The sequence below is a fragment of the Plectonema radiosum NIES-515 genome (assembly GCF_025753815.1).
Taxonomy (GTDB): domain Bacteria; phylum Cyanobacteriota; class Cyanobacteriia; order Cyanobacteriales; family Nostocaceae; genus Hassallia; species Hassallia radiosum_A.
Map to the genome: position 1 here is coordinate 1 of NZ_JAOWRF010000171.1, position 23,373 is coordinate 23,373.

General features: G+C 41.2%; 19 protein-coding genes, 1 tRNA gene and 1 pseudogene. 13 read left to right on the plus strand and 8 right to left on the minus strand.

Annotated elements, in window-relative coordinates:
- The first annotated feature begins 212 nt into the window (after nucleotides 1-212).
- Nucleotides 213-374, plus strand: coding sequence for a photosystem I protein PsaX (locus OGM63_RS11225; RefSeq protein WP_263745623.1), 162 nt, complete (start codon nucleotides 213-215; stop codon nucleotides 372-374).
- 105 nt (nucleotides 375-479) lie between these two features.
- On the opposite strand, the gene OGM63_RS11230 is transcribed toward OGM63_RS11225, so the two are convergent.
- Entirely contained in the window at nucleotides 480-1,352 is an 873-nt protein-coding gene (locus OGM63_RS11230) for a branched-chain amino acid ABC transporter permease (protein WP_263745624.1), read from the minus strand.
- A 461-nt stretch (nucleotides 1,353-1,813) separates the two neighbouring features.
- Between OGM63_RS11230 and hrmK the strand changes: the two genes are divergently transcribed.
- Complete coding sequence (hrmK, locus tag OGM63_RS11235; RefSeq protein ID WP_263745625.1) at nucleotides 1,814-3,592, plus strand: hybrid histidine kinase/response regulator HrmK; 1,779 nt, start codon at nucleotides 1,814-1,816, stop codon at nucleotides 3,590-3,592.
- A gap of 163 nt (nucleotides 3,593-3,755) precedes the next feature.
- Nucleotides 3,756-4,580, plus strand: a complete 825-nt coding sequence (gene larE, locus OGM63_RS11240) for an ATP-dependent sacrificial sulfur transferase LarE (RefSeq protein WP_263745660.1) — start codon at nucleotides 3,756-3,758, stop codon at nucleotides 4,578-4,580.
- Nucleotides 4,581-4,643: 63 nt separating this feature from the next.
- Here larE and OGM63_RS11245 read toward each other — a convergent pair whose 3' ends face one another.
- On the minus strand, nucleotides 4,644-5,210 hold the full coding sequence (locus OGM63_RS11245) for a Uma2 family endonuclease (RefSeq protein WP_263745626.1): 567 nt from the start codon (nucleotides 5,208-5,210) through the stop codon (nucleotides 4,644-4,646).
- 19 nt (nucleotides 5,211-5,229) lie between these two features.
- Complete coding sequence (locus tag OGM63_RS11250; protein WP_263745627.1) at nucleotides 5,230-6,360, minus strand: SGNH/GDSL hydrolase family protein; 1,131 nt, start codon at nucleotides 6,358-6,360, stop codon at nucleotides 5,230-5,232.
- A 1,408-nt stretch (nucleotides 6,361-7,768) separates the two neighbouring features.
- Between OGM63_RS11250 and OGM63_RS11255 the strand changes: the two genes are divergently transcribed.
- Nucleotides 7,769-8,518 carry a DUF928 domain-containing protein gene (locus tag OGM63_RS11255; protein ID WP_263745629.1) on the plus strand — a complete coding sequence of 250 codons (750 nt, stop codon included), beginning with the start codon at nucleotides 7,769-7,771 and terminating at the stop codon, nucleotides 8,516-8,518.
- A 581-nt stretch (nucleotides 8,519-9,099) separates the two neighbouring features.
- On the opposite strand, the gene OGM63_RS11260 is transcribed toward OGM63_RS11255, so the two are convergent.
- The gene (locus OGM63_RS11260) at nucleotides 9,100-9,288 is read right to left on the minus strand and encodes a hypothetical protein (RefSeq protein WP_263745630.1); all 189 of its coding nucleotides are present in this window, start codon (nucleotides 9,286-9,288) and stop codon (nucleotides 9,100-9,102) included.
- Between the two features lie 415 nt (nucleotides 9,289-9,703).
- On the opposite strand from OGM63_RS11260, the gene OGM63_RS11265 reads away from it, so the two are divergent.
- The 4 genes and pseudogenes from OGM63_RS11265 to OGM63_RS11280 form a co-directional block, all read left to right on the plus strand.
- Complete coding sequence (locus tag OGM63_RS11265) at nucleotides 9,704-10,402, plus strand: tetratricopeptide repeat protein (protein ID WP_263745633.1); 699 nt, start codon at nucleotides 9,704-9,706, stop codon at nucleotides 10,400-10,402.
- 294 nt (nucleotides 10,403-10,696) lie between these two features.
- Nucleotides 10,697-10,840 (plus strand): hypothetical protein, encoded by a 144-nt coding sequence (locus tag OGM63_RS11270; RefSeq protein WP_263745634.1) that lies wholly within the window; start codon nucleotides 10,697-10,699, stop codon nucleotides 10,838-10,840.
- 329 nt (nucleotides 10,841-11,169) lie between these two features.
- Complete coding sequence (locus OGM63_RS11275; protein WP_263745635.1) at nucleotides 11,170-13,083, plus strand: ShlB/FhaC/HecB family hemolysin secretion/activation protein; 1,914 nt, start codon at nucleotides 11,170-11,172, stop codon at nucleotides 13,081-13,083.
- A 183-nt stretch (nucleotides 13,084-13,266) separates the two neighbouring features.
- A pseudogene (locus OGM63_RS11280) lies at nucleotides 13,267-13,470 on the plus strand (ISLre2 family transposase); the annotation flags it as partial.
- Between the two features lie 213 nt (nucleotides 13,471-13,683).
- On the opposite strand, the gene OGM63_RS11285 reads toward OGM63_RS11280, so the two are convergent.
- A tRNA-Arg gene (locus tag OGM63_RS11285) sits at nucleotides 13,684-13,756 on the minus strand.
- 312 nt (nucleotides 13,757-14,068) lie between these two features.
- On the opposite strand from OGM63_RS11285, the gene OGM63_RS11290 reads away from it, so the two are divergent.
- From OGM63_RS11290 to OGM63_RS11300, 3 genes are all read left to right on the plus strand, one after another.
- Entirely contained in the window at nucleotides 14,069-14,728 is a 660-nt protein-coding gene (locus OGM63_RS11290) for an Npun_F0813 family protein (protein ID WP_263745636.1), read from the plus strand.
- A 146-nt stretch (nucleotides 14,729-14,874) separates the two neighbouring features.
- A complete protein-coding gene (locus OGM63_RS11295) occupies nucleotides 14,875-15,762 on the plus strand; it encodes a hypothetical protein (protein WP_263745637.1) in 888 nt (295 codons plus the stop codon).
- Between the two features lie 20 nt (nucleotides 15,763-15,782).
- Nucleotides 15,783-16,850 (plus strand): transposase, encoded by a 1,068-nt coding sequence (locus OGM63_RS11300; RefSeq protein ID WP_263745638.1) that lies wholly within the window; start codon nucleotides 15,783-15,785, stop codon nucleotides 16,848-16,850.
- Nucleotides 16,851-16,922: 72 nt separating this feature from the next.
- On the opposite strand, the gene OGM63_RS11305 is transcribed toward OGM63_RS11300, so the two are convergent.
- Complete coding sequence (locus OGM63_RS11305; RefSeq protein WP_263745640.1) at nucleotides 16,923-17,873, minus strand: ADP-ribosylglycohydrolase family protein; 951 nt, start codon at nucleotides 17,871-17,873, stop codon at nucleotides 16,923-16,925.
- A 516-nt stretch (nucleotides 17,874-18,389) separates the two neighbouring features.
- Between OGM63_RS11305 and OGM63_RS11310 the strand changes: the two genes are divergently transcribed.
- Together OGM63_RS11310 and sir are read left to right on the plus strand one after the other, a co-directional pair.
- Nucleotides 18,390-18,926 carry a hypothetical protein gene (locus OGM63_RS11310; protein ID WP_263745641.1) on the plus strand — a complete coding sequence of 179 codons (537 nt, stop codon included), beginning with the start codon at nucleotides 18,390-18,392 and terminating at the stop codon, nucleotides 18,924-18,926.
- A gap of 293 nt (nucleotides 18,927-19,219) precedes the next feature.
- A complete protein-coding gene (gene sir, locus OGM63_RS11315) occupies nucleotides 19,220-21,250 on the plus strand; it encodes a sulfite reductase, ferredoxin dependent (RefSeq protein WP_263745642.1) in 2,031 nt (676 codons plus the stop codon).
- Between the two features lie 420 nt (nucleotides 21,251-21,670).
- Here sir and OGM63_RS11320 read toward each other — a convergent pair whose 3' ends face one another.
- A complete protein-coding gene (locus OGM63_RS11320; protein ID WP_263745643.1) occupies nucleotides 21,671-23,077 on the minus strand; it encodes an NAD(P)(+) transhydrogenase (Re/Si-specific) subunit beta in 1,407 nt (468 codons plus the stop codon).
- Nucleotides 23,074-23,367 carry an NAD(P) transhydrogenase subunit alpha part 2 gene (locus tag OGM63_RS11325; protein ID WP_029632369.1) on the minus strand — a complete coding sequence of 98 codons (294 nt, stop codon included), beginning with the start codon at nucleotides 23,365-23,367 and terminating at the stop codon, nucleotides 23,074-23,076. The genes OGM63_RS11320 and OGM63_RS11325 overlap by 4 nt, the downstream gene beginning before the upstream one ends.
- Nucleotides 23,368-23,373 lie beyond the last annotated feature (6 nt).

The following is a 23,373-nucleotide window of genomic DNA, read 5'->3' on the forward strand; positions in this document are numbered from 1 at the left end:
CAAGGGGGAGCTGGGGAGCTTTCTTGAGAAATATTTTTTCTTTCTTGCCCTTTCCCCCTTCCCCTTTCCCCCTCTTCAAATGCCCTATGATACATTTTGTTGACTGGTGCTGTTTTAGGGTACAAAATCCACAAAAATATTTTTGATGAGTGTCGCTAAATATGACGACTCTTTGCTATTTGTTAAGAAGATTGTAATTAGGAGAGGAAACTATGACAGCTCAAGCCAAGAAACCTGCAAATCCAAAAGTCGGCGCAGAAGTTGCTCAAACGGGTGCTAAAGCTCCTTTTCCCTTTCGCACTGGAATCAGTTTATTTCTCCTAGCTGGTAATTTCCTGATAGCAGCAATTTACTTCCATCTGGTTAACTTTTAGTTGCTGACGCGGATTTAGAAGTTAGGAGGAGCGGAGTTAAGAGTTATAAAACTGTTAATTTTTCACTCTTGACTCTTAACTCCTAACTTTGACATTTGGTGTTGCTCAAATCGTACCTTTGAATAAACCTTTGGGACGAATTAGCAGCACCAGAATCATAATGAACAGCGCTACACCTTGTTTATACTGAGAACCCAGTCCAGGAATGATGGTGCTGACTTCTTGAACGATACCGATGATAAAAGCCGCTGCGATCGCTCCATAAGGATTGCCAATTCCCCCCAAAATCACTGAGGCAAACATAGGTAAAATCAAAAACCATCCCATGTTCGGGCGCACAGCTGTAATTAGCCCGTACATACTGCCTCCCAAGGATGTGAGCGTCCCGGCAATTATCCAAGTCCAGATAATCACAGAGTCAACATTAATACCAGAAACTCTCGCCAAATCCAAATCGTCGGCAACGGCTCGCATCGCTTTACCAATTTTGGTATTTTGTAAAAGATAATGCAGCGCCAAAATTGCCAACATCGCTAAGAACAAAACTAACAATTGATTTTGCGGCACCTTTAAACCCGCAATGTCTAAAGCAGGGGTAATCGGCAAATTATAATTTTGGTTACTACCACCCCAAATGAATATAATGGCATTGCGAATAAATAATGCCAGTCCGATGGACATAATAATCAGAGTAGTAGAAGTAGCACGGATAGAGCGCATCCTTGACCACAGCAGCTTTTCCGACAACACCATTACCGCTACCGTTCCTACCCCCCCTAGCAACATCGACACCCAAATATTTATCCCAAGATTATTTAAGAGCCATGTAAAATAAGCTCCCAATGTGAGAAAATCACCGTGAGCAAAGTTAGATAACCGTAAAATCCCATAGGTTAAAGTAAGTCCAACGGCTGCCAGAGCAATAATGCTCCCCACCGCAATTCCGTTAACAATTAATTGAGCTAGTTGTACATTCATATTCTTAAGTCAGTTTTAGAGAAGGGGAATGGATAATGTGGGCAATGGGCACGCTCGCATTGAAAATCAGATAAATTCTCCCTTCTCCCCCTGTCAAGAATTGTCAAGAACTGCTTCCCTGCCCCATGCCCCATCTCCCAGTCTTTAATTACCTTAGTAAAAAAAAAGCCATTTTGTAGATTTATGTGTTAGAACCACATGAGTGACTTGTGTGGATGCCTGTTAGAAGCTACCCGTGTGCTTGTAGTATCCGTCCCCAGCATTGTATCGGTTCACCAAAGCCAGTTTGTTTTGTTATCGCTATTTTTTACTGTGTTTTCTAATAATGTCATTTATGCATATCGTTACACTAGACGCTATCGGTTATGAGCTATAAATAAGAATAATTCGTATCCCAGTATACATAAAGTCTGATTCGCATCTCGATGGAAACTAATATTTGTTCAGCGGTCTAGTTGACCATGCAGCAGTATTCAAGCTTACCAGAACAGAATTCTCAGGTAGATACAAGAACAAAACTTTTGACATCAATCGAGCAACTTCGCGCCGATTTGTGGCTAGAATGCACTTTAAATAAGTTGCAAAGTCGTCTCAACGATTGTCTACTTTCTACTTGTACTACAGAAGCAGAAATTTTCCAGACAGTTGTAAACGAACTCAATAGTGCTTTAAAGGTCGGTGAAGTGGCGATCGCCAATTTTGCACCACAAGAAACAGTTGGCAAAATTTGCTATGCTTCTGGGTCTTCATCCAGACTGATTTCCAACGCCGTAAAAAAGCAGCAATTGAGCTTGCAACAAACAATAAACATTGAAAATTTACACCAATTAGAAAACCAACAACCACCGAATGCTTGGCGGTTAGCTTCCGATTTTGGCGGCTTTGCGAGCTGGTTAATTATCGTCACAGAATTAGAACAACCTAGTAGCGAGTCACTAAAAGCACCACAAGTTAAACTTACATCAAAATTGATGGCTCGCGCCGCTAATCAATGTGCGGTAGCTTTGGCACAACTGCGACAAATAAAATCTTTGCAGGAATGTTCTCAACATCTAGAAAGCTTTAATCAGCAACTAGAGCGCACTAATCAACTAAAAAACCAGTTTCTCGCAAATACCAGCCACGAAATTCGCACACCGCTTAGTTCTATTATCGGTTTCACTCAACTGCTCTTAGCCCAAGGCTACGATCCCGCAAGAGAACGTCACCAAGAGTATTTAAATATTATTCAGTCCAGCGGCAAGCACCTGCTAGCTTTAATTAACGATATTTTGGATTTATCAAAAATTGAAGCAAATCAGCTAGAGGTACAGTGGGAAACTGTAAATGTACTAACACTTTGTCGCAATGTTTTCGCTTTACTGAAAGAAAAAGCTGCTAATAAAAATTTGAAACTGTGTCTAGAGGTAGATCCAAATATCACAACTCTCGTAGCTGACTCTTTGCGACTCAAGCAAATGCTGTTAAATTTATTGTTCAACGGGATCAAGTTTACAACCACAGGAAGCGTTGGGTTAAAGGTAGATATCAAGGGTGAATTTATGTATTTTACAGTTTGGGACACTGGTGCTGGTATCTGCAAAGAAAACCAAACTGAACTTTTTCAACCTTATTTTCAAATTACCAATACTGCTACCAGTCGTGATGAAGGTACTGGTTTAGGATTAGCAGTGACTCAGAAACTCGTCGAAATTCACAGTGGCTGGTTGAAAGTAGAATCTAAAGTTAATCAAGGTTCCCGTTTTACCATCGTACTTCCCCTGACGCAAGAACAGGCAGATGGAGAAGAGGGGGTAGAGACGTTCCGGGGGAACGTCTCTACGGAAGATGAGGGAAATGGGGGGAATCTATATAGTACCTCATCATCAAAAATTTTGCTAGTGGAAGATGATTTTCCCAATGCCAAACTGATAAAAACTTATCTAGAAAAATTGGGTTATCAAGTAACTTGGGTAAAAAATGCTGCCGAAATGTGGCAAGCTCTCACAGAGTTGCAGCCTGCGGTGATTTTAATGGATGTGTATTTACCAGGTGAAAATGGTTTGAAGCTAGTACAACAACTAGGAGAAAATCAGCAGTATAAAACGATTCCGATAATAGCCCAAACAGCAATGGCAATGAAAGGCGATCGCGAAATCTGTCTCGCAGCTGGAGTTAATGGCTATATTTCTAAACCGATTGATTTGCCACTTTTAGCAACTTTGGTAGCAAAATACAGCAAACTAGGGCATGGGGCATAGGGCATGGGGCATAGAAAGAATCGTATTTATTCACGCACTTGCTTTCTTGAACTTCTTTAATTCCCATTGCCCATTGCCCTATGCCCAATCCCCCATCTTTCATACCACGTGCCTACAATAGAATTTGTTAGGCTGAATACGGTTTTGGGTGGATCTGCAAATGATGCTGACAGAGAAACTTGAGCAACTAAGAACTTTGTTTAGAGAAATGGAGCAGGCTTTAATTGCCTACTCTGGTGGTATTGATAGCACTTTGGTTGCTAAGATTGCTTATGATATTTTAGGCGATCGCGCTTTGGCTGTGACGGCTGTTTCTCCAAGTCTTTTGCCTGAGGAGTTGGAAGATGCCAAGATTCAAGCGGCAACTATTGGGATTTCTCATCAAATCGTCCAGACACACGAGATGTCCAATCCTAATTACACATCTAACCCTGTCAACCGCTGTTATTTTTGTAAAAGTGAACTGCACGACACTCTCAAACCTTTGGCTTTGAAGTTGGGTTATCCCTATGTTGTGGATGGGGTGAATGCTGATGATTTACATGATTATCGCCCAGGAATTCGTGCCGCAAAAGAAAGAGGTGCGCGATCGCCTTTAGCAGAAGTTAATATTTCTAAAGTCGAAGTTCGTCAACTTTCGCAACAACTGAGTTTACCCTGGTGGGATAAACCTGCTCAACCTTGTCTGAGTTCCCGTTTTCCCTATGGTGAAGAAATTACTGTTGCTAAGTTACAACGAGTAGGAAGAGCGGAAATTTACTTGCGGAAGTTCGGTTTAAAGAATTTGCGGGTGCGTTCTGATGGAGATACCGCACGCATTGAATTACCACCAGAACAAATCAAAGAGTTTGTGCTAACGACAGATTTACCAACAATAGTTTCTGCATTTCAAAATTTGGGATTTATCTACGTAACTTTGGATTTAGAAGGTTATCGTAGCGGGAAGTTAAATCAAGTTTTAAATCGCGAAACTTTGATTCAAGTCTAAATTTTTATTCGTAGTAAGCACTAAGAGTGCTTATTTAAAGCACTCTTAGTGCTTACTACGAAATCAATTAAGTTTTAGCCAGCTAAAGATATCTGCGGCTCGTATCTGCCAATCTGCTAAAGCATTGATAACAGGTAATTTATCATTATCATATTTCACTGCTGGCAATTGATTAGGTTCAAATACCATCACTGATTTATCATTATTGTCAATGAACCAACCTAGTTTTGTTCCCTGGTTAATACAGAAAATAATTTTATTAATGACGCGGTTAGGAAATTGATCGGGTGATAAAATTTCAATTGTCCAATCTGGATAGCTTTCAAATCTATTGGCAATCTCTCCATTTTCATCAGTTGGGATGCGTGACCATTCAAATACAGTAATATCTGGAACCAAAGAACGTCCCCCAAATGTGCAGCGTAACTCGGTTAATGCTAACGCTAGCTTTTTTGATTTACCTATTTGATTGATAGCAGATGATAACTCAGTTTGGATTATGCTATGTTTTCCCTGAGCCATTGGTTTTTGGCAGATTTTTCCGTCAACGTATTCGCTAGCTGGTTTGGTTTCTGGCAATTGCAGAAATTCTTCTAACGAAAGTTTGGATGATAACTGAGTTGATAGCATTAGTAGTTTTTTAATAACATTACTTAAGCGATCGCTTACTTTTGTTAGCTGTGATTTTAGTTTCTACTTGCTGTAGTGCCCATTGCCAAACATCATACCCACGGGTTGACAAATGTAAACCATCTGTGGTTAAGTCTTCCCGTAAATTGCCATCAGAATCTGTAAACCAATTATGGATATTCAGATAATTTACATGTTGTTCTTTGGCAATTAAGGCAAGTTGCTCGTTAATATGACGAATTCGGGTATTCGGAATTTTCGGCTGACGAGTAGGCAAAATTGATTGGATAATTATTAAACTTTCTGGGTGACTTTGTTTTAGTGTACGAATAATTCGGCGGTGATTACGCAAAATTGTTTCATCACTAACACCATTGCGTAAGTCGTTGATTCCCGCCATGACGTAAATCACATCCGGTCGCGTTTTAGAAAAGAAAGATAATCTTTTTAATACACCACTGGAAGTATCTCCAGATATTCCTTGATTCAGCCATAATTTCCCAGTCGGCAATTTTCGAGCAGGAAACCACATGCTCAAAGAATCACCAACTAAAACATTGAGATGATTTGCTCCTTGACCTCGAGCGATCGCTTTCCCTTCTAAGGCTAATAAACTTTTCCAGTCTTCATAAGTTAGTTGATGTTTACTGCTCGATCGGACAAGCGATTCCCCTGACGGCGATCGCTTGTCTGCGACACGCTCCGCTAACGCTTCACGCATGTTATCATCATCGAAGCGCGTGTAAATCTGACCTGTTTTCAAAGCACCTAATCTTTGGTAATAAAGTTCTTTCCCCGATACCAGCGTCGCATCTGCTGGTTGAGAATCTACTTTAAATGATGACTCTTTTGGCGCCGACAATACCTGATTGCTGAATTCTGGTGAAGAGATTTCCGCACTAGGGGCGATTTTCTCTTCTACAGTTGGTGGCAAACTCTTTAAGTAAGGTGATACCTGATTGCTGAATTCTGGTAAGGAGATTTCCACACTAGGGATGACTTTCTCACCTACACTTGACAGCGAACCTTGTTTTAAATTCCACACCACTGGATGATTTTCTAGTTGAATCATCGATAACTGTGGAAGACCCGATGCTGGTATTGCCAATCCTGTCAACAAGCTTGCTGCCAACAGATAAGAATCCCTCATCGTTTTTATCTCTCCTCTTGTCGCTGCTTTTCTTTAAGACAGCCAGTAAATGCTGTCTTCAGGATAATTTTAGTTTTATTCAGAAATAATTGAGAATACAGCTACGCCATAATCCAGGATAATATCTCGCGCTTTGCTCCCGTTCTATTCTGACTTGGTGACTTCTTCATGAAAATATTATTTTTATTCCTTTACCCTTTACCCCTCTTCAACTATGTTGTCGGGTTATGTAAACCAATAATAACAAAATTACATTTCATCATTGCTGACAAAAATACTTTTTTCATTGGTAGACAAGCTTTATTTGTCCCAATGGCGCTTACCCTAAGCAACCCGTTTATTAACTGCAACATTTCCGAATCTACAGTTTTTGTGCAAGCCTGTCAATATCGATTTCCAAAAATTTTGATTTTGATGATGGTTTTCGGCGACCTGGGGTATGGGGCATTGCGAGGGCACCCAATGTCTAACCCTCACTAATTATCTTTATTTTCAGGCCCTTGACTTAACTATTCACCAAATCGATAACGACTGCCAATAATTTAATTCTAATTAATTGCCGAACAAATCCATCGACGTTGCAAAAGACTATCACCCTAATAAACTACGCCGTTATTTTGGCTCTAGTATGGCGAAAATTTTCTTGACTTTTGTGGAGTAATTTTTTCGGAATTCAAAAGTTATAAATTAGAAGTTTAGTTTCAAACAAGGGGAGCAACGCGATTTTGTCTTCTTTAGATTCCCGACTTCTTAGAGAATACATCTGGCATTATATAAGGATTTTTCGTCATTCCACACAATAGACCTCTTGCATAAATATTTTTTTTCTCACGCAAAGGCGCAAAGGCGCAAAGAAGATAATGAAAATAAGGACTTTTGCAAGAGGTCTAATAATTGTAGAGACACTCATGGGCGGAACGTCTCTTACGTTGGTTTTTTGGTAAAATTAGGGGTCAGACCTCCTATTCGCCAGATGTATTCTTAGATAAATTGGAGATATTTAGCTCTCAATTTTTGTCACTGGGTAAAGTGTCAGTCAACTCGATTCGATAATTTCCACTTTCGGGAAAGAAGGATCACCAGCTAGTGGAGCATCGCAATTTTACCGACGGGGAGGCGATCGCGCAAACAGTTTTCCATACATTACACTAGCGATAACATCGATACGTCTAGTAGCTACCAAAGCGAAACTGAACATTAGGAAATAATCTTAAATAATCCCAAACAAGCTAGCTTAAACTCATAAACAATATAAGAATTAACATTTTTGCATGTAATTATAGGAATTTTGGGAAAATTTTACTTTATAATATTTAACACAGAGATGTGCACAATTTTGTCAACTAAGTATGGAGGGGGCGGCTGTTAGTCCAATAACTAATGGGGTTTTAGTCGCAACATTATTTCTATGAAATTCTTTCACGAACAAAGATTGTGGGCAAAACTATTATTTGTAGTTTTCGGGTTGTCTTTCCTGATTCCTTTGACACCCGCAGAAGCTCGAATAACATTTAAAGCACCAGAAGATCTACAAGCACCAGGCAGACGGGTAGCAGGTGGGTCGCGATCTCCGCAAGATAAAAAGTGCTCTTCCGGGCAAAATCCTCTAACTGCTGTAGTCCCCAATTCTAACGTGGGGTTAACAACACAAGCAAACCCTACTTTCTTTTTCTACGTTCCGCAAACTTCTGCAACATTAGAGCTTGTATTACGCGATCAAAATAAAGAATACAAGCAAACCTATAAATCAAGTGACAAAGGTGGAATAGTCAGTATTCCTTTTAATAAGGCTCCACTAGAAATAAATAAGGTGTATCGTTGGTCATTCTCAATAGTTTGCGACCCTCAAGAACGCTCCAAAGACAAGTTTGTCGAAGGTGCTATCAAGCGTGTTAAAACAGCTCCTCAACTAGCGAGCAAGTTAGCAACAGCAAGTCCTCAACAGCGTGCCAATCTTTACGCAGAAGCCGGCATTTGGCAAGATAGCCTTGCTAGTTTAGCCCAGTCGCTTTCCTCCAATCCCAATAATGGCGAATTAAAAGCAGATTGGCAAGCATTGCTCACCTCAAGCAGCGTAGGTTTGGATAATTTGGTCAGTGAACCGTTGCTCCCAGATCAATTAAAACCTCAAGTTATTACAACCAATCAAAGCAATTAAACCTCGTCCATTTTGAAAGCTGGAGTTTTATATAAGGGCTTATAATTTACTTCTAGCTTGAGTTATAAGCTTTACCCTAATTAGAAAAAACTACCGTTCTCAACCGAAACCTGGTTTAAAAAGCAAGAATGTTTGTAAAGCTACCTTGAATAATCAGTTGAAAAGAGACAGTTATTTTTATAAGCTGTCTTTTTTTTGCGCTGCTCAATATAAGTCAATACCGTTCAGTTAAGCCCCAAATCCTCGTAGAGACGTAGCATTGCTACGTCTCTACATAGATACAATTTTTACCACCAATTTCTTAACACCAAGCGTATTGCAATACAAGTCAATTCCTTTCCATTGTCAAGTAATTCTAAGAATTTGAAGAATCAACTTTCAGTTGAGTGAGGTTTTATGTAGCTGCTATATAAATACTAGACAAGTCTAGACACTTACTTCTTACTTCACGGGGAGCATGGGAGCGGTTATCCCGAAGTTCGCTTTCACCATGAAGCCAAACGTGATAAATTAATCGCTCACTCAACTGAGAACCGCTATAGTAGTTACGCGATAAATTAGGAGGGCGATTAAGTATTAAGTTAAATGTTATACAGATTATTTTGAGTAAGAATGAGTTGCGATCGCGCGGGTGGATGTACCTTATTTACTTGCAATACGCTGTAAATCCATGTTTGTTCATACCCTTTCACCTTTCCCAAGTCTAGTATTGCTTGATTTTCGCCATAAGAGCCATCGCCCGCACATCTATCTTGGGAAATACTTTTCAAATATATCCCTTTATTTAATCATTTCTTCAAAAATCATCTAGCGTTTCCATTAAATGACCGATGCGTAATGCTTTACTATGTAGTGTTAGTTTTCCTTTTGGTCTAGTTCTATTTACAGAAGTCAAAATTTAATTATTTCTTCAAAAATCATGTTGCGTTTCGATCAAATGACCGATGCGTAATGCTTTACTATGTAGTATTAGTTTTCCTTTTGGTCTAGTTCTATTTACAGAAGTCAAAAGTGAGTTACTCTGGCAAAATTAAATAATCTAAATATCTTTTGTCGGAAAAACTTGGTTAAATATCAAGTTTAATCTAACGCCGGTTAATTTAGCTGACAGAGATATTAACCTTAATTGTGTTGTTTTTGATTTTCAATATAAAAACACTGTGTCATGTGTAGAGCAACTAGATTATGAATAAAAAATTCCTTGGTGTAGCACCCCTGCAAACTACCACTACTGTGGTAGAGCAAGCGATAATTCAACCTGAACAAGCCATTCTGTTTGCCGAAAATTCTCTGCCCAAAGATTTTCAAAGCTATGAAAATAATCCTTACAGTGGCGAGCATAGTCTTTCGTCGGTGATTCTGATTTTAGTTGGAGTTGGCTTAGTTTTTGGCTCCACTGTTAATTTAGTTTATAAAGCCGTGAATTCGGGCAAGCATCAAGCAACAACAGCAGAATCTGTGCCTACACCAAAAAAGGAGCAGAAAGTGGCTTCTGCTGGTATAGTATCTGAAACTAAACAGAGCCTTGATGCTGCATACGTTGAACAAGCTCGTACCTTTTTTAAACAAGGAGACACTCAAGGAGCGATCGCTCTATTCAATAATGCAATTCGTACTCGTCCTAATGATGCTTATCTTTACACTGAACGCGCTAACTTGCGTCGCCAAAATCTAGAAGATCAAGACGGAGCAATAGAAGATTACACTCAAGCGATTAATCTTCATCCAGACAACCCGCTGTTTTACCTTTGGCGCAGTCAGCTTTATTATGAGATCGGCGATAAGTTAAAAGCAATGACTGACTATAACACAGCTATTCGCCTTGCTCCTGAAGGTACAATGTATCACTCTTTTCAAACAAACGGAAACTCATCAAGAGGGTGAATGTAATTAAAATAGGCGATCGCATTCACTACAGCCGGATTTAATCATAAATGTAAATTTATGTTAATTTTTACCACATCTGACGATCGTGCGCGAGTATTTGCGGTTAATGCGACATCAGTGCAAGACCCAGGAAGCTGCAAGTAAAATCTTCCGGGTTTGGAAAAAACAACCCCAGTCAATGCAAATTTTGACACTATTATTAACCTCCTTTTTTATAAAACGTTTGTTTTGCCGGGAAAATCCTGTAGGTATTATTTTTAATTAGTTTTGAGAAAAAAATAATTACCCAATGTGACCATTACAAGTGAAACTACTGAAAGATTGTCAGAGAAACTGACTGATATGGCTATGGGCAGAAAACAAAGATGCGATCGCTTGTCTTGGGTAGTAGTTTTAGCTCTTGCAGGAGCGCTGAACGCATCTGTAAAAGTCTAAGCTCAACAAGTAGTACCAGATGCCACTTTCCCGAAAAATTGGGTCTAAAGCCCCGTACTTCCCTTGACGGCTTTTTGCAAAAAGAAAAGTTGGCTTGCTTAAATTTCATAAATCTTAATTTTAAATATTACAGAGCAACAATAAGCACTCTTAGATGTTTATTCAGATGTAATTTGCTTTGCGAAAGTATGACTTTTGAAAATATTTAACAAAAATTCTTTTTGTAAGGGAATATACTGTGAGTGTCAATTTTGAGATTGCCCGTATAAATTCGCAGAAATTGAACACCATAACTTAAATTACACAAATTTAGAGAGAGGTGACTCTCAATGAGCCACAGATGGAAACAGGTATATATTCGATTGGGATTTGTGATAATTTTCGTGGAAGTAGGAGCCGTATATCCAAACATTGCCTTAGCAGAAACTAGGGCAGATATTACGATCCCATCTAGTCAAACCCAAAAGATTCAACCTCAAGAGACTGTAGAAATTAATGACCAGACCCTGTTAGATGCAATTTCTGAAGAATTTCCAGCATCGGTGAATACCGCTCAAATTCTCCAGCCAATTGAAACTGCCCAAACTCAACCATCACCAGATATATTCCCCCGACCAGACCAGAACAATCCCCTGCTCATCCCAGACAAACCACCGATTCTTCCACCACCAGAAGAGTTGTTTCCTTCATCTGTGCCACCTTCACCGACTACTCCGGAGGTAGTTACCAATCAGTTTTCGGGAACTATTAGAATTGATCGCTTTAACGTAATTGATAATACTGTATTCAGCCCTCAAGAATTTGCGGAAGCTACCAAAGAGTTTATCAATAAACCGATTACTTTTGCTCAACTACTACAAGCTTCGGAAGCAGTTACTAAACTATACCGCGATAAAGGTTATATTACCTCCGGCGCATTCATCCCCGCTAACCAAACCTTTAGAACTAGGGGAAGTACTATCACCATTCAAGTTGTGGAAGGTGGCTTAGAAAGCATCCAAATTAGGGGTTTAAAGCGGCTTAACCCTAATTATCTCCGCAGTCGTCTTGCCGTAGCTACTGGCAAACCCCTGAACGTAAATAAGCTTTTACAAGCACTGCAACTGCTTCAACTTAATCCACTAATTAAAAGTATCTCTGCGGAACTGGCAACTGGGGCAAGTCCAGGTAGTAGTATATTAATTGTCAGAGCAAGTGAAACAAAGACATTCACCGCTGAAATTAGCTTAGATAATAATCGCTCTCCCAGTATTGGCAGCTTTCAGCGGCAAATTCAACTCAAGAAAGCTAACTTGTCGGGATTGGGAGATAATTTAAATGTTGCTTACGCCAACACTGATGGTAGCAACGATGTTGAGGCAAGCTACACCCTGCCGATAAATGCTTATAATGGAACGTTGCAATTTAGCTACAATTACACAAATAGCCGTGTAATTGAAAAACCGTTCGACATTTTAGATATCCAGGGAACATCACAAGATTTTTCCATCACATTGCGTCAACCGATAGTGCAAACCCCCAACGAAGAATTTGCTTTGGGAGTAGCTGCATCTCGTCGGGAAAGTGATGTTGGTTTTTTAGAATCTATCGGTGAACGATTGCCATTTCCTTCTCCAGGTGCTAGGGATGGAGAGACACGGTTATCAATATTACGGTTTTTTCAAGATTGGACTAAACGCAATAGCCGACAGGTATTGGCAGGGCGATCGCAATTTAGTTTTGGCATAGATGCCTTCGATGCTACGATTAACCCAAATGCACCCGATGGTCAATTTTTCTCCTGGCGAGGACAAGGACAGTGGGTCAGGCTTTTAGCTCCAGATACATTACTCTTAGTTCGTGCCGATGCTCAATTATCAGATAGACCATTAGTGCCTTTAGAGCAGTTTGGTTTGGGAGGTCAACGCACCGTGCGCGGTTATCGTCAAGATTTGTTGCTAGTCGATAAAGCTTTTTTGGCTTCTATCGAATTCAGATATCCAATTTTGCGCCTTCCACAAGTGGGAGGTGTGCTACAAATTACTCCATTCGTTGATTTTGGCACTGGTTCTGGTGGTACTAGTACAGAGGTTGCCAATGCTCCTAATAGTCTTGCTTCAACTGGGCTGGGGTTATTGTGGCAAAGCGACAGAATCAATGCTCGTTTTGACTGGGGTATTCCTTTAGTTTCTGTAGATTCACGTAGGAATTCTTTGCAAGAAGATGGTTTGTATTTTTCTGTAGTTTATACGCAACCGTTTTGATTTTTGTAAGTCAGCTTTTGAGAAAAAGTTCTCTTAAAAGGATTGATATGAGCGGTGAACCGCTCACTACGAGCTTAAAGAGTATTTTATGTTAATTTAAATAATTTTATGTCTAAAGCTCTTATTCTCACCTTTGCTCAAATAGCAGTCGTTAGTAGCACATTTGTAAGACTTCGAGTCAAGGCTGCTTTTAGCACAGATAATAAGCGTAAAGAATGGTTTAAAAAAGCTCGAAAAACTTAAAAAAAAGGTCAACCACTAGATTTAATCACAAACATGGGTGAATTTATATTATCAGCTACTGGCAAATGCAAAATTTTCCTAAGAGAGCGAAACTATATTTTCAAAGCGTATAGAAGGAGGCTTTTAAAGTATAACGAGGTCTCCTGAATATTTAGCTTGGATTTTGTAACATTTGTCTTCGTTGTATGCGACAAAATCAAAAGCTAAATGCTCGCAAACGACGGGTGCAATAATTAAGTATCCTTTCAGTGTTGGGTCTGCGATCGATGCCGTTGCAGCAATCTAGGACTAATATTTGATTGCGTGAAAAAGCTACCTATCATATGACTATGCTTGAGGGTTGGTATTTAGTTCAAACGGGTGTGGCAGGAATCGAACCTGCGACTGACTGCTTAGAAGGCAGTTACTCTATCCCCTGAGTTACACACCCAGATTAAAATACTGGCTCCCACAAGAGTCAGTCTTTAATTATTATATACGTGCTTAAGGACAAAATGCAATCTATTATAGATTATGCATTTTCACTTCGAGTGGCTTGAAGAAATTGGGTTCTTACCAATTTAGACGAAAAACGTTCACTTAGGGAGTGTTGCTATTTGTATATTGTGTTGTGAATGAGTGGTGAGGGTGGATGCGCTCAAACCAAAAGCCAAGAACAAAGCACTATCAGCCAATAAGCTGGCGGTGCCATTATAGATAGCATATCAAGAATGCCCGTGTTAAAAGTTAATTTCGGTGTGCCATGTTTATTCTCAAACGGCAGGATGTTGAAATATCATCGATTCAGCACCCAAAACGGGATCAGCAAGTGCCGATCCTCCATTATCAGGAGCTAACGTTTCGTTTGATTAGCGTCTTCAAGGCTAATCAAGAGGAAGAAGCTAGAGCCTTGTGGAGGGAATTAACTGATAACCGAGGTAAAGCGTGTGTCTTGCTAGAGGAACCGGAGCGCTACAGCGTTTGGGGTAAAATCCGTTTAGAGCAACTAGACAGTGACACTGGTAGTCATAGCAAGATAGGAATTTTGATCCAAGCCAGTTTATTGCTGCTGCAAGCGGTTTATATTGACATTGAAGAGCTCTTAGGGACTCGACAAGCGTCATTATTTGAGAAAGATATTACCGAAGTTTTGCAACAAAAGCAATTTTATCAGGTATCCTCATCAGAAACAGCTCATAACTTGCTAACTATCGACCCATTGCAGTTAGCCAAACTTCCAGCTTGGCAAGAAAATCATGTAATTATGCTTTTGCAAGAACTGCATCGATTGGGGAAAGGATATTTTGGCAATGCCAACTTTGCAAAACTTGTGGCTGGTACATTACAAGATATGCCATCGGGGGAGCGATCGCACTTTATTAGTTGGCTAAATCAATCTCCACTGAGTAAACTATGGCAATAACCAAGCATATCATCGGCAGTTTATTTTGGGGATTTAAATTTTGTAGTATATAAACATTTAAATGAACCCCTTAGGTTTCACATCAACCGCTGACTACACCCAATTGCTAAAATACTGCGGTGAATGCATTTATACAGTTAAGCCATATGAGAGCATCTTATAACAATTCATACCCTGCTAAATCCCTGTTCACCACTCAAAACATCGTTTTGGCTAGTATTGCCTGGGGTGTGCTGGCACTATTGTACTTTTTGTTATTTAGTGCCAAAATTCCAGGAGCAGACGGCACACAAAGTCGTGCAGCCTGGTACGTAATTGGTACAAATATTTTTGAAGCATTGGCTTATTTAAGTGCCGGGATATTATGCTTAAGGAATTGGCGCAGTCCGCAAATTGTCAGTGGTCGCAATGTTTGGCTGGCAATTGGCATCGGGATGCTTTCTTATTTTCTCGGCGGAATATTTTTCGGCTATACGGAAATAGTATTAAAAGAAGAGCCAATCGTTTCCCTAGGTGATGTATTTTTTGTGGTGACTTATTTGTTCCTTGGTGTAGGCGTAATTTTAGCAGTTGCTTCTAGGCGACTCAATCTGGAAAAATGGCAATGGATGATTGTGTTGGCAATTGGAGCATTTGGCAGCGCTTTGGCGTGGCTGATTTCTCATCAACCACAAGGAGTAGATCAAGTCAGCGAACAAGTGCCATCAGGGGTAGAAAATATCGCTCTGATTTTAAGTACCGTTTACATTGTCAGCGACGTGTTATTGTTAATTATCGCCACCACGCTACTGCTAGCTTTTTGGGGCGGACGAGCTTCTTTGTCTTGGCGAATGATTGCAGCCGCAGTATTTTCGCTCTACATAGCAGATATGTGGTTTCAATACGCCACTAATTGGATTCCCAATTATCAAAGTGGAGAGATACTAGAGGTATTTTGGGTAATGAGTGGAGTGTTATTTGGCATGGGTGCCGCCTTGGAATATGACGCATCATTGAGCCGATCGCGGCGTGTCGGCGGACGAAAACGAGCTTAACAAAAATTTTGGTGTCTACCGTGAGAAAACTAACAGATTCTGATAAACAAGAAATTCTTAAATTATATCGAGAGACTGCCGAAACAACTTCAACTTTGGCAGAACGCTATGAAGTTAGTAATTCGACAATTAGTCGCTTGCTCAAAAGTACATTACCAGAAGACGAGTACGAATACCTCGTTTCTTTAAAGCGTGCTGCCCGAACTCCTGAAGGCAGAGCGCAGGTAAGTTATGACCAAGTGCAGGCAAATATAACACCGCAAAAAGATAAAGAAGTCAAACAAATCGAGGTGAAAGCAACTCCCAAGGAAGAAAGCTTTCCACCGGAATTGCCGAAAACTTCTTTGCCAAGTCCGCGCAACGCACCTCCAAAAGTCAAAGTTGTTCAGCCTCCACTGCCAGTAGTAGAGGCACAACCTTACGAAGAAGATGAAACCGACGAGGAAGCAGCCGCTAACAGACGGGTTCGCCGGCGTTCGTCAGCACCGACACCGATACCAAGACAAGTAGTTGGGGAGCAATTAGAACTTTTAGAACAAAAGCCGACTGTAATAACTAATATTCCCAGCCCAATGTTAGAGGGTGAACCTCCAAACCCGACGGTGATAGCGCAAATGCTCGGCGAGGACTTGCTAGACGAGTCAGAGGATTTAGACGATCTAGACGACGATTTAGATGATGATGATGATGATTTCGATGAGGAAGATGAGGAAGATGACGACTTTGAGGACTCAAGACCTCTAGTCACAAGACGAGCTAATGGTTCAGTAGCGGTGCAAGTTTTGCCGTTGTCGGCAGCTCATTTGCCCAAAACTTGCTATTTAGTAATCGATCGCTCCTCAGAATTAATCACTCGACCACTAAAGGATTTTGGCGATTTGGGGCAAATTCCCACCATCGAAACTCAGCAAAGAACTTTGCCGATATTTGATAACCACCGAGTAGCAAAGCGCTTCTCTACCAAGCGCGATCGCGTAATTAAAGTTCCCGATAGTAAAATGCTCCACAAAGCGCGAACTCATCTGCAAGCTAAGGGAATCACGCGACTGCTAATTGATGGTCAGGTATATTCTTTGTCTACTGTTTAATCATTAGTCATCTGGTAGAAAAGACGTAGAGACGTAGCAATGCTACGTCTCTTGGGTTCGGGCAACGCATAATTAATTTATGGAAGTGTAAACAGCCGCTGCCAAACGCTCTGCTAAATTCATAATGTCCTGTTTTCGGGCAATTTGCGAAATCCATTCTGAGGGAATATTTTCCACCCCATAGTAAATTCCTGCCAACCCACCAGTAACAGCGGCAGTAGTATCAGTGTCTCCACCCAAATTTACCGCTTTGAGTACTGCCTCGGCGTAGTTAGAACTATTTAATAAACACCAAAGCGAGGCTTCTAAAGTATCAAGAACATAGCCGCTAGAACTAATTTCTTCGAGTGGTAACTTGTCAATTTCGTCGCTGAAGACTCTGGAAAAATGCGGCATTTCCAAAGCGTATTCAGATGTATAGTAAATTTGGCGAACGTTTTCTAAACCTTGTAAATAAGCTGCTTGCGGATCAAGTCCTTGTAAAAGACAAACTGCGATACTGATATATATACCGCAGGCGATTTGGGAGCGCATATGAGCATGGGTAATACAAGAAACTTGGTGTACCCGCGAAATCAATTCGGCAAAAGTTAAGCTTTTGTGATAATAAGCCATAGGCAAGATTCTCATTAAAGAACCATTACCATTACTTTTTTCCGTCTTTCCTCCAGCTTCCAAGGGTGGAATTCCTTGTTTCAAGTTGGCGATCGCTAAAAATGTGGTATTACCAACGTCAAATACTTCACCACGAGCAGTCCAGTACGCTTCATCATACCAGCGCCAGAATGAATTGGCGATTGCATCCAAAGAAAAACCGTTACAAAGACATTCTGCTAAACAAAACGTCAATGAACTATCATCAGACCATGTGCCTGGTGGCATATCCCAAGTACCGTAACCCTGCATCGATGTTACTGGCGATTTAATTCGTTCAGCACGGCTAGTAAACTCTACTGGGACTCCTATTGCATCACCAATACACAAACCCATCAAACCAGACAACGTTTTTGTCGTAGTTAGCATTATTATTCAGTGGATAATTTTCAACAATCAACTTTATATCCGCACTTGATAAGTAGACCAACCAAATTAAACGTCAAACCATATTTTTGGTTTACGACGAATGTCTGTAACGCACCTAGGGGCATGGCTAGTCTAAATTAATGCATTAGATTTTTAGTTTTTTTGGCGCTGAAGCGCCGACTACGAAATTTTTATATCACACTACATTTTATCTTGACTACTTCTAAATTTAGAAATTACACCGTTAAGAAAGGTTGTTTTTTTACTTAAGTAGACAAACTTTTATTTTTCAAGTTTGTACCAGTTAAAAAACTGTCTATTTATGTAACAAAATACCGGATATAAAGATAAATCTCCGTAATGATCGCAGCTTATTCCGATTTTTGGCTAATTATCTTCTCAAAGACATGCATTAATAGTCACAAGTTATTCAGAAAATATCGATATTTTCTGGAACTTTTTTCATCGATTCTCGACCTAGAGTTTAAATGCAACACCTACAAATTCGGTGACATTATGAAGCGCTTTATCAAGTCTTTTGTGACAATTTCTGCATTGTCTTCTTTAGTAGTTGCTCCTATTTTTCTCTCTGCCGGTCAAGCTGATGCTGAAACCAAAATAGGTACTGATGCCAGCTATGTTGGTGCTGGTGTGGGAGTTGGTGTTACCAATGGTGGACAAACAGGTGATGCGGCAACATTTGGTGGTAATCTTACAGGTCGTCTGAAATTAGGAGATACTCCATTTTCAGCACGGGGTCATGTTCTTTGGAGCGACCAAACAACTGCTATTATTCCTCAAGTTTCCGCAGATGTGGGTATTGCTAAAAACACTAACGCCTTTTTAGGTGTTGGTTACTCTTTTGTGGAAGCAAACGGCAAACCAACTCCCCTCGGCAACAAAGATGGCGTAGCTGTAACTGCTGGGGTAGAATCGGAAGTTAGTAAAAATTTCTTGCTCTACAGTAATGCTACTTTAGGAATTGATGCCTACAAAAATAGCTCTGCTTCTGCTCTGAGCATCCAAAGTGGTATTGGTGTTCGCTTCAAGTAAAATATAATCTACCCATAAAGCTCCTCACACAAGACTCTTGTAACTTTTAGCGCTCTCGTTTGGTTTAAATCAGCGCTTCAAACAATTTCTAGAAGCGACTCAAAACCATATAAAATATTGCTGGGTTTATTAAGTGTTGCATCACTGATAAACCCAGCTTTTGCCATGTTAAAATATAATAAATTCCTCTTTATTCCGACCGGATTACCGGGGATCGATAGCCGAATCAGTGCTAATAACTAGCACGCGACGGCGTTAAATAATGCCTTATTGAGAACACTATACAACTAAACATGGTTAAATCTGCTCCTGCCCCTACCGCCAAACGTAAGCCTTCCAAAGTCGAAGGTCTCAAAGAACATAGTAATTTTTTGCGTGAACCTGTTGCCAGCGAACTAATTCAGGACACAACTCACTTTAGCGAAGATGCGGTACAAATTCTCAAGTTTCACGGATCTTACCAGCAGGATAACCGCGACAATCGCGTCAAGGGACAGGAGAAAGATTACCAGTTTATGCTGCGAACCACCAGTCCGGGTGGCTTTATTCCGCCACAATTGTATCTGACTATAGACAAGCTGGCTTCGGATTATGGCAACCAGACGATGCGAGTAACTACCCGTCAAGGGTTTCAGTTACACGGGATTTTGAAGAAAAATCTCAAAGCAGCGATCGCTGGTATGGTCAAAAATATGGGTTCGACTTTATCCGCTTGCGGTGATGTCAATCGTAACGTCATGGCTCCCCCAGCACCATTCAAAAATCGCCCAGAATATCAGTATGCTTGGGAATATGCCAAAAACATCTCTGATTTGCTCAAACCCCAAACCGGCGCATATTACGATATTTGGCTGGATGGAGAAAAGGTAATTAGTGCCGAAGAAAAGCCAGAAGTCAAGGCAGCACGGCAAAATAATAGTAAGTCAATTGTTGAAGATAGCTTAGAACCAATTTACGGCGATCTCTACATGCCACGCAAATTTAAAGTTTGCGTGACGGTTCCTGGGGATAATTCGATAGATTTGTATACCCAAGACCTGACCTTGGTGGTCATGACCGATAAAAAAGGGAAATTAGAAGGATTTAACGTCTTTGCAGGTGGTGGTTTAGGAAGAACCCACAACAAAGAAGAAACCTTTGCACGGGTAGCTGACCCGATTTGTTATGTAACGAAAGATGACGTTTATGAGATAGTTAAAGCGGTTGTTGCGACTCAAAGAGATTATGGCGATCGCACTGACCGCCGTCACGCTAGGCTAAAATATCTCATCCACGATTGGGGGGTTGAGAAATTCAAGTCAAAGGTTGCAGAATACTTTGGTAAGTCACTCACACCCTTTAAAGAACTTCCAGAGTGGAAATATCAAGACTTCCTCGGCTGGCACTCTCAAGGCGATGGTAAGCTGTTTTTAGGCATTTCCATCGAAAATGGTCGCATCAAAGATGAAGGTTCCCTCCAACTGAAAACCGGACTGCGGGAAGTTGTTGAGCAATTAAACTTGCCCATCCGTCTGACACCGCATCACAACGCAATTCTCTTCGATATCGAACCTGAGAAAAAACAAGTTGTTGAAGAGATTCTTCAGCGTCACGGTGTCGTCACAGACCCTGGTAATATAGATTCTTTGGTACGCTATGCGATGGCTTGTCCGGCAATGCCGACTTGCGGCTTGGCAATCACCGAATCAGAACGAGCAATACCAGGTATTTTAGAAAGAATTCGCTCGTCATTAGATAAAATAGGTTTACAAAATGAACATTTTGTGGTAAGAATGACTGGTTGCCCGAACGGTTGCGCTCGTCCTTACATGGCAGAATTGGGTTTTGTCGGTAGCGCTCCAGAAAGTTACCAAGTATGGCTGGGTGGTTCACCAGACCAAACCAGATTGGCGTTACCTTATATGGAAAGGCTGCACCATAATGACATAGAAACGCAGCTAGAGCCGATTTTTGTGTTCTTTAAGCAGTCCGGAAAATCTGGGGAAAGCTTTGGTGATTTTTGCGATCGCGTTGGGTTTGATGCGATTCGCGAATTTGCGGCAAATTACGAAGTCGAAACAGTTGCAGCACCGGAAATTACAGACGAGAGCGATGGTTTGGCAGAGGCAATGGCAGATTCGACAACTGGTGCGGTGGTAGAAGAAAGTGGGGGGAAAGAGGTAGCGATCGCTAATACTACCATTGCCAGCAGTAAAAGTCGGCATCGAGTCAGCGTTCAAGATGATATTTACGTCAAGTTGAAAGCTGCTGCTACCAGTCAAGGTAAACCGATGAGTGAGCTGGTGAACAAAGCGCTAGAAGCTTACTTTGAGAATCTCGCATAAGCCAGAATCTCACGCTTAATTTCCCCCTCTTTGTTTGCAGAGAGGGGTTCCACCTCTGGACTAGATAACGCAAGGAGTCTAGTTTAAGTGGTCTCGTTGAGCCAAGAATCCCCGTGTCAATAGATGCGGGGAGTGTCAAACAGCATTTCATGAATCCGAGGGCGTTTTTAAACCCAGAGCGACGCACCAGGTAGTGCAGCGAAAAGTTGCGAAGTCTGTCGGTACGAATCCTTCGTCCCGGCAGAGTTTGCTTCAGGGGGGAAACCCTCCTGAACAAACTTTTCAAGACAGAGTAAGGCAGAGTCTTTGTGAGAAATAATGCTTAACCTTCGACCACGACGTTAAAAACTTGTCTTAGGAGCATCACACCCCCAAGGCAAACTCTCTTTATCTTTGCGCTCTCTGCTACGAATGCGGTTCTTAAAGCTGCTTCACTTCAGAAACCAACTTCGCTACCATATCCTTAGCGCTACCAAAGAGCATCGTGGTTTTATCCTTGTAGAACAACTCATTATCTACACCGGCAAAACCCGTACTCATCCCACGCTTAATCACAATAGTTTGCTTTGCCCGATCCACTTCTAAAATTGGCATACCATAAATCGGGCTATTTACATCACTCCGTGCTGCCGGATTGACGACATCATTTGCCCCAATCACCAAAGCCACATCAGCTTGTTCAAACTGCGGATTAATATCTTCCATATCGTAAAGCTGAGTATAAGGCACATTCGCCTCAGCCAACAACACATTCATATGCCCCGGCATTCTCCCCGCAACCGGATGAATGGCATACTTAACATCAACACCCATCCGTTCTAGCTGATCTGACAATTCCCGGACGCTATGCTGTGCTTGAGCAACCGCCATCCCATATCCAGGTACAATTACCACAGAACGAGCATAACCCAACATCATCGCTCCTTCTTCCGGATCGATGCTGCGAACAGTTTGATCAGTTGCACTACCACCACCAGCACCACCACCAGATGCAGACGCTGAACCAAAAGCACTAAATAACACACTAAATAAAGAGCGGTTCATTGCCTTACACATAATCTCGGTCAGGATTAAACCAGATGCTCCTACCAAAGCCCCAGCGATGATTAACATATTGTTCATCACCACAAAACCAGCAGCAGCTGCTGCAATCCCCGATAACGAGTTTAACAGCGAAATTACCACAGGCATATCACCGCCACCGATGGGGATGACAAACATCACACCCAGCACCAGAGAAACAGCAACCACCCCTAAGAATACAGGTAGGCTGTGAGGGGATACGATCAAATAGGCACTGCCTGCGATATAACCACCGAGAAGCAACAGGTTAAACGGTTGCTGCAAGGGAAATGTAATGGGAGAACCGCTAATTAAACCTTGCAATTTGGCAAATGCGAGAAAACTACCGGTGAAAGTCACACCACCAATCAACACATCTAACAGCATTGAGATGTTGACATCTAGGGGTATTGCTTCACCATGATCGAGCAAACGCCAAAATTCCGCAACAGCAACCAGGGCAGAAGCTGCACCACCCAAACCGTTGAGTAAACCCACCATTTGGGGCATTTCCGTCATTTGGACTTTGTAAGCAACGATCGCCCCAATTACCGAGCCTAACGCCAAACCTAACAAAATCATCTCATAGTTCAACACCTTCTGATCGAGCAGCGTTGCGACAATCGCCAGCAACATTCCCACCGCTGCAATCAGATTACCATTTCGCGCTGTCGCAGGTGAACCCAGCTTTTTCAAACCGAGAATAAATAAGGATGCAGCAACTAAGTACGTTAGCTGAATGCCAGTTGGGATAAAATCGCTCACGCTTTAATCTCCTTTTTCTTGAACATTTGCAACATGCGATCGGTGACGAGGAAACCACCCACCACGTTAACCATCGCTAATACCACAGCAATCAAACCGAGAATTACCGAAAGATTCGTCTCTCTCGCACCACTTGCCACAATTGCCCCAAGTACCGCAATTCCCGAAATGGCATTTGAACCTGACATTAAGGGTGTGTGTAGCGTTGGTGGTATTTTGTTGATGATTTCAAACCCAGTAAAAGATGCGAGAACAAATACAAATAAAGCTGCAATTAATGCTTCTGTCATGTGTTG

Coding starts and splice junctions, on each gene's coding strand:
- OGM63_RS11225 (WP_263745623.1), top strand. CDS start 213: ATGACAGCTCAAGCCAAGAAACCTGCAAATCCAAAAGTCGGCGCAGAA.
- OGM63_RS11230 (WP_263745624.1), bottom strand. CDS start 1,352: ATGAATGTACAACTAGCTCAATTAATTGTTAACGGAATTGCGGTGGGG.
- hrmK (WP_263745625.1), top strand. CDS start 1,814: ATGCAGCAGTATTCAAGCTTACCAGAACAGAATTCTCAGGTAGATACA.
- larE (WP_263745660.1), top strand. CDS start 3,756: ATGCTGACAGAGAAACTTGAGCAACTAAGAACTTTGTTTAGAGAAATG.
- OGM63_RS11245 (WP_263745626.1), bottom strand. CDS start 5,210: ATGCTATCAACTCAGTTATCATCCAAACTTTCGTTAGAAGAATTTCTG.
- OGM63_RS11250 (WP_263745627.1), bottom strand. CDS start 6,360: ATGAGGGATTCTTATCTGTTGGCAGCAAGCTTGTTGACAGGATTGGCA.
- OGM63_RS11255 (WP_263745629.1), top strand. CDS start 7,769: ATGAAATTCTTTCACGAACAAAGATTGTGGGCAAAACTATTATTTGTA.
- OGM63_RS11265 (WP_263745633.1), top strand. CDS start 9,704: ATGAATAAAAAATTCCTTGGTGTAGCACCCCTGCAAACTACCACTACT.
- OGM63_RS11275 (WP_263745635.1), top strand. CDS start 11,170: ATGAGCCACAGATGGAAACAGGTATATATTCGATTGGGATTTGTGATA.
- OGM63_RS11290 (WP_263745636.1), top strand. CDS start 14,069: ATGTTTATTCTCAAACGGCAGGATGTTGAAATATCATCGATTCAGCAC.
- OGM63_RS11295 (WP_263745637.1), top strand. CDS start 14,875: ATGAGAGCATCTTATAACAATTCATACCCTGCTAAATCCCTGTTCACC.
- OGM63_RS11305 (WP_263745640.1), bottom strand. CDS start 17,873: ATGCTAACTACGACAAAAACGTTGTCTGGTTTGATGGGTTTGTGTATT.
- OGM63_RS11310 (WP_263745641.1), top strand. CDS start 18,390: ATGAAGCGCTTTATCAAGTCTTTTGTGACAATTTCTGCATTGTCTTCT.
- sir (WP_263745642.1), top strand. CDS start 19,220: ATGGTTAAATCTGCTCCTGCCCCTACCGCCAAACGTAAGCCTTCCAAA.
- OGM63_RS11325 (WP_029632369.1), bottom strand. CDS start 23,367: ATGACAGAAGCATTAATTGCAGCTTTATTTGTATTTGTTCTCGCATCT.